A 6,383-nucleotide genomic window follows, 5' to 3' on the forward strand; every position below is an offset into this window, starting at 1 on the left:
CCTCAGTCGTCGCTTCCGACGCCGCGATCGGGTGCGCTCATGTCGCCCGTCGCGGGAGTGCCGTCGGCGAGCCCGTAGCGCAGGTACACGGTGCCCTTCGGGCCCGCTGCCGGAGGTGCGAGGAGCGTGACGTTGGTGGGCACCGCGCCATCGGCGAACACCTTCTTCCCGACGCCGAGCACGATCGGGTGCAGCCAGAGGTCGAGACGGTCGAAGAGCTTCTCGCGCAGGAGGCTCTGCACGAGGTTCAGGCTCCCGACGACCTTCACGTGCTCGTGACGCTCACGGATCTCACGCACCGCGGTGGCGAGGTCCGGGCCGAGCTGCGTGGATCCGGCCCACGAGAGGTCGGGCCTGCCGCGAGAGGCCACGTACTTCGGCACGCTGTTGAAGAGGGTCGCGATCTCGTTGTCCTCGCCGCCCTCCTGGTGGGGCCAGTAGGCGGCGAAGATGTCGTACGTCCGCCGACCGAGCAAGAGGGCGTCCGTGCCCTCGTACGCGGCACCGACCTGCGCCCCGGCGACCTCGTCCAGCAGGGGCGCCTGCCAGCCGCCGAACGGGAACCCCACCGGGTCCTCGTCGGGGCCGCCGGGCGCCTGCCCGACGAGGTCGAGGGTCGCGAACAGCTCGATGTGGATGAGGCCCATGGCGTGCTCCCGATGAGTCGGTTGTCTCCGTCAAGAGATAGACCCGTGGGTGCCCGCGAACTCATCGCCGCGCCGGAACCGGTTTCATGGAGGCGGCGCGGAGTACCCGGGCGCGCGGCTCCGGACGCGTCCCGGGCCACGGATGGCGGACGGGCTCAGTCGAGGGCGTCGAGCACGTCGCCGAGGTCGACGAACTTGAAGCCGGTCGCCTCGCGGTCGCCGTCGCCCGGAGTCTCCTGGCCGTCCTGGACGACGAGCAGGCCGTTGGGGTAGCGCGTACCGAGGGGTGCGTTGAGGGCGGCGGCGCCGTCGCAGACCTCGGAGCCGTCGAGGACGGACGAGGCCGCGGTGATGCGGAAGGCGCCCTCCACCTCGTTGTCGTCGTCGCGCTCCCGGTCGTAGGCGACGAAGGTGTCGTCACCCTGGCTCGAGGCCAGCAGGTAGCCGTCGCCGTCCCGCTCGGTGACCAGGGTCAGACCCTCGACGTCGGCCTTGAGGTGCTTGCCGCCGTAACCGGGGTCGGTGCCGGGCGTGCACTCCTCGGTGCCCTCGTCGTACGTGCCGGGCACGCCGTACTCGCGCACCTTGTCGACGAGCACCGGTGTGCCGGTGAGGCCCGCGTCGATGCGCCAGATCCCGACGTCCTCCTGCCCGGCGTACAGGGTGCCGTCCGCCGGGTCGACGACCATGCCCTCGACCTGCGGCAGTTCACCGGGCTCGGCGCAAGGCGTCCAGCCCGTGCCGTTCGGCAACCGGAAGGAGGAGGGCAGGTCGAGGGTGCGGACCTGCCGGTAGCTCACCGTGCCCGTGGGGGTGGCGACCAGTTCCAGTAGGGCGATCCGCGTGCGGTTGCGCTGGCTGACCAGTGCGTAGGAGCGCCCGGTCGTCCGGTCCGTCCAGGTGGCCAGGCCGTATGCGGTCTTCTGTTCGTTGATCTGGGCCTGGTCTGCCGAGAAGACCGGGAGCGCGGCCGGGTCGGTGACGTCGGTGAGCGGGCCGCCGGGCTTGTCACGGTCGATCCGGTAGATCCGCAGCCGGTCGTTGCCGCGGTCACTGACCACCGCGATGTCGGCCCGGGCGCCTGCCAGGCGCAGGCCGGACACGAGGTCGACGTTGTTGAAGCGGCCGGGTGCGTCGTCCTCGCCCGGCCCGGCCGGGGCAGCGAGGGACTGGACCTCACGCGCTTCCAGGTCGTAGACCCGCAGGCCTCCCTGCTTGGCCGTCGCGATCACCAGGCTGCGGCCCGGACTGGCCGCGTTGCGCCAGATCGCCGGGTCGTCCGCGTTGGCGTCGCCGCCTGCCTCGTCGTCGTAAAGAGGCGCCGTCTCGACCCTCGCGTGGACGGCCGGAATCCCGGAGGACGCCTCGGCCGGCAGCGCGACGCAGGACGCCACCACCGCTCCCACGACCAGCGCGGTGACCCGCGGCAGCTGACGTGTCGCCATGTTTCTTCCCTTCGGAGTGCGTTGCGCTTGAGGGGGACGATGCTGTCGTCGAACGGCCCTACAGGGTACTGATGACTGCCGAGAGGTTAAATAACCGGTAAAGGTTCGCGCCTTCCACGAGTCGGTCGGGTCGGCTTCCATTGTCGGCCACCCAGAAGGAACCCCGTCGGCCCAGGTGACCCGCGAGCCGCGACGGGTCCCGCGGCGTCCGGCGGCCGTACTGTCGAACCCCGCACCGAGGAGGTCTTCTGATGCGCAGCGTGACGTATTCAATGGGCGTCTCACTTGACGGCTACATCGTGGGGCCGGACGGTGCCTTCGACTGGACGGATCCCGACGAGGAGGTCTTTCGCTTCGTCACCGACGAGGTGCGAGGGGTCGGCGTCCACCTGCTGGGACGACGCCTGTACGAGACGATGCTGTACTGGGAGACGGCCGACGAGGATCCGTCGCTCGACGACTCCCTGCTCGAGTGGACCGCGCTCTGGAAGTCGCTCCCCAAGCTGGTGTTCTCCACCACGCTGTCGGCGGTGCAGGGCAATGCCCGCCTGGCCTCCGGCGGCCTGGCGGAGGAGATCGAACGGTTGCGAGCCGCACCGGGGAAGGGCAACATCGCGATCGGCGGCGCGGCTCTCGCCGCCGAGGCGGCCGCGTTGGATCTGATCGACGAATACCGGGCCAGGGTCTACCCGGTGCTCGTCGGCGGTGGCGTTCCGTTCTTTCCGCAGCACGAGCGCCGGGTGGATCTCGAACTCGTCGAGACCCGCACCTTCGGCTCGGGAGTCCTCTACCTCGCCTACCGCGTGGCGCGCTGAGCCTTGTCGCCACCATCAACGGCTCGTGGACGACCCGGTTCTGGTAGGTACCGAGCGGCGCCTGGTCCTACGCCTTGGGTGTCCACGGATCCTCGACGGGCTCGGGCCCGTCGAGGGCGTGCCGGAGCTTCTCCTTGAGGGATTTCGGCGGGGAGTCCGTCCCTTCTCGTGTGTGGACGAGGCGGGCGGTCGACACGCGTATGTGGCAGTCGCGGTGACGCTGTCTGAGCTGGACCAGCCAGGCGCCGTCCGAGGTGAGGAACGCCTGACGGGCGGGGGTGTCCCCCGGTCTGGCGTGGCGGGCCAGGAGGGCCGGCAGGTAGTGCAGGGCCGCGTCCTCGGCCACGGCCAGGGCCTGTGCCTCCGTGCCTCGGACGGGGTAGCTGGCAGCCAGAGTCCAGCGGTGCAGTTTGAGTGCGACGCCGTCGGCATTGCGAGTCGTCCGGGTGTCCTCCTCGATGAGGACGTACCACTGGTCGGTAGTCATGGCCGGAGCCTAAGGGCTGCGGCCGGGAAGCACGCGGACGTGTGCGATGGACTGTTGAACGGTCCGGGGTCGGTGGGCGTGCGGGGGGCTCGACCGGCCGGGCCGACCTGCCGGACGGATCCCGCACAGGTACGCCAGCGCCACACCGGCCAGTGTCGCCGCGATGCGCTCGGCCGCCAGGCCGCTCTCCTGTGCCGGACCGGCCCCCGGGAACAGGAGCACCAGGACGGACGTACCCGCCCCCATCGCCGGCTCTCCCCGCGGCCCCGGCCCAGGGATCCGCTCCTGCGGATGGCCATCGCCTGAACAGCTGCGCCCGAGCCGTCGTGCCGGGCCGGCCGTCACGCCCGGGAAAACCGACGGTCCCTCAACCCCTGTCCCGCACCCCGGAGATCGCAATCTGGCCAAAAGTCTTCCGGCGCGATGCGACATGTGCAATTTTACATGTCACACATCAATTGCCTCGTGTTCATCCCCCACACGCGGCACAACGGCCCCGGAGGCCCCCGCAGATGCATCCCTTCCGGATATCGAAGGCCAACGCACGCAGACTTCCTGCGCTCGGTGCAGCCGTCTTCATCACGCTCGGCCTGTTCGCGCCACAGAGCCAAGCCGCCTCCGTCGGCGCCCCGACCCCGGCCGCCGGTGCGACCGCAAGGGGAACCGCGGCCCCGGCGCCGCGTGCGATCCCGGTCCCCAAGTCGCCCGATGCGATGAGCAACGCCTCCCGCTTCCGGATCTCCTCGCAGGACAGTACCGAGGAGTCCGCCCCCGCACCCGCCCCGACCGTCACCGGCAAGCCCGCCGAGCTCGGCAAGCAGTCCTCTGCCGCCGCCGGGGACGAGTGCGGTGACATCTCCGGCGTGATCAACGCCACCGGCAGCGCGTTGGTCCAGCAGCTCAAGGCCCTCCCCCGGATCTCCTGTACGTACCCGCTGTTCAACCTCACCGGGGAGAACGCGCGGAAGGCATTTCGTGAAGCCCAGATGGTGACCGTCGCCAATGCGCTGCGCGACGCCTCCACCACCTACTCGGGCAGCAACAGCGCCGCCATCGGCCAGCTGGTGCTGTTCCTGCGCGCCGGCTACTACGTGCAGGACAACAACGCCGACGTCGTCGGCGACTACGGCACGGCGCTGGACGACGCGGCGCTCGGCGCGCTGGACGCCTTCTTCGCTTCCCCGCGCAGCAAGGACGTCACCGACGCCAACGGCGAGATCCTCAACGAGGTCGTCACCCTGATCGACAGCACCCACGCGGCCGGCCGGTACGCCGGCGTCGTCAAGTGGATGCTCGCCGGCTACGACGGCACCTGGCCCGGCCAGATGAACCTCGCCATGCAGCACGTCGAGTGGGTCGTCGAGAACGGCTTCAAGGTCAAGAACGACGACCGCGGCTGGCGGGCGGCCCTCAAGGCCGACCCCACGATCCTCAACACCTGGGCCGGCTTCATCACGCGCAACAGCGCGCAGCTGAACCGCTTGGACGTCGTCAGCAACGTCGGCCGCTACCTCGGCTACGCCCTCGACGTCCCCGAGCTCAAGGACCGGGTCCGTCCGCTGCTGAAGGACCTGATCAACCGCTACCCGAACGTCGGCCCCACCGCGCCGATCACCATGAACCTGGGCTGGTACACGCGCCAGTACGACAAGAACAACTGCGCGGCCTACGCCATCTGCGACCTGGGCGAGCGCGTGCTCCCGGCGATCCTGCCGATCCAGCACACGTGCACCCCGGGTCTGAAGATCCGCGCCCAGGACATGTCCCCGGGACAGCTGGCCGGCACCTGCACCAGCCTGGTCAACCAGGACGCCTACTTCCACCGGGTCATCGGCGACAAGGGCGCGATCCCCGGTGACGTGAACACCAACCTCGAGGTCGTCGTCTTCGACGACTACACCCAGTACGCGCTGTACGCCTGGGCCATCTACAACATCGACGTCGACAACGGCGGCATGTACGAGGAGGGCAACCCGGCCACCGTCGGCAACCAGGCCCGCTTCATCGCCCACGAGGCCCACTGGCTGCGCCCGGACTTCCAGATCTGGAACCTCAACCACGAGTACTCCCACTACCTCGACGGCCGCTACAACATGGCCGGCGACTTCGAGGCCAGCCTGACCACGCCGACCATCTGGTGGGTCGAGGGCATCGCCGAGAACATCTCGTTCGGCTACCGGGGCGAGCGCAACGCCGACGCGATCGCCGAGGCCGGCAAGAAGACCTACAAGCTGAGCGACCTGTTCGACACCGTCTACAACCAGGACGGGGACCCCGAGGTCAACTCGAACCGGGTCTACCGCTGGGGCTGGCTCGCGGTCCGCTACATGCTCCAGGCGCACCCCGCCGACGTCGAGACCGTACTCACCAAGTACCGCGCCGGTGACTGGAACGGTGCCCGCACCTTCCTGAAGCAGACCATCGGCACGAACTACGACGCGGGCTTCGCCACCTGGCTGACGACCGCCTGCGCGACCAACGACTGCGGCCCCCTGCCGGAGGCCCAGTCCACCCCGCTCTGCACCATCAGCGACCCCCGGCAGTTCGACAAGAACTGCCGCCGGGACAATCTCGCGGCCGCCACCGGCAACTACAGCTACCACTTCGTGTACCTGCCGGCCGGCGTCAAGCAGCTGACCATCACCAGCAGCGGCGGCACCGGCAACGCCGACCTGTACTACGGCGGCAGCAGCTGGGCCACCACCAGCAGCTACCAGGCGAAGTCCACCAACGCGGGCAACAGCGAGACCCTGACGATCGACAACCCGCCGTCCGGCTGGGTCTACTTCAGCCTCGCCGCCGCGCAGGACTTCAGCGGCGTGAGCGTCTCCACGCAGTCCAAGTGAGCCGGTCCCCCGGGCTCTGAGCATGACGGCGGGGCGCCCCCCGCCCGCCCGCCGGGGGGGGGGCCCCCGGGGGGGGGGGGCGGCCCCGGGGGGGGCGGGGGGGCGGACCGCGGGGGGGCGCCCCGGGGGGGGGCGCCCCGCCC

The 6,383-nt window shown here is 70.1% G+C and carries 5 protein-coding genes; 2 read left to right on the forward strand and 3 right to left on the reverse strand.

Translation table 11 applies throughout. The features are described 5' to 3' along the window. Window positions 1–2: 2 nt before the first annotated feature. Together ACFWBY_RS12105 and ACFWBY_RS12110 are read right to left on the reverse strand one after the other, a co-directional pair. The gene (locus ACFWBY_RS12105) at window positions 3–647 is read right to left on the reverse strand and encodes a dihydrofolate reductase family protein (protein ID WP_385343601.1); all 645 of its coding nucleotides are present in this window, start codon (window positions 645–647) and stop codon (window positions 3–5) included. 155 nt (window positions 648–802) lie between these two features. After that, on the reverse strand, window positions 803–2,092 hold the full coding sequence (locus tag ACFWBY_RS12110) for a phytase (RefSeq protein ID WP_385343604.1): 1,290 nt from the start codon (window positions 2,090–2,092) through the stop codon (window positions 803–805). Window positions 2,093–2,343: 251 nt separating this feature from the next. Here ACFWBY_RS12110 and ACFWBY_RS12115 point away from each other — a divergent pair, with 251 nt between their 5' ends. Then, the gene (locus ACFWBY_RS12115) at window positions 2,344–2,907 is read left to right on the forward strand and encodes a dihydrofolate reductase family protein (protein ID WP_385343607.1); all 564 of its coding nucleotides are present in this window, start codon (window positions 2,344–2,346) and stop codon (window positions 2,905–2,907) included. 67 nt (window positions 2,908–2,974) lie between these two features. On the opposite strand, the gene ACFWBY_RS12120 is transcribed toward ACFWBY_RS12115, so the two are convergent. After that, a complete protein-coding gene (locus tag ACFWBY_RS12120; RefSeq protein ID WP_385343609.1) occupies window positions 2,975–3,394 on the reverse strand; it encodes a hypothetical protein in 420 nt (139 codons plus the stop codon). A gap of 713 nt (window positions 3,395–4,107) precedes the next feature. Here ACFWBY_RS12120 and ACFWBY_RS12125 point away from each other — a divergent pair. Then, window positions 4,108–6,240, forward strand: a complete 2,133-nt coding sequence (locus ACFWBY_RS12125; RefSeq protein ID WP_385343612.1) for a collagenase — start codon at window positions 4,108–4,110, stop codon at window positions 6,238–6,240. The last annotated feature ends 143 nt before the right edge of the window (window positions 6,241–6,383 follow it).

Origin of the sequence: Streptomyces sp. NPDC060049, assembly GCF_042736715.1 — a bacterium.
In the GTDB taxonomy this organism is placed as follows: domain Bacteria; phylum Actinomycetota; class Actinomycetes; order Streptomycetales; family Streptomycetaceae; genus Streptomyces.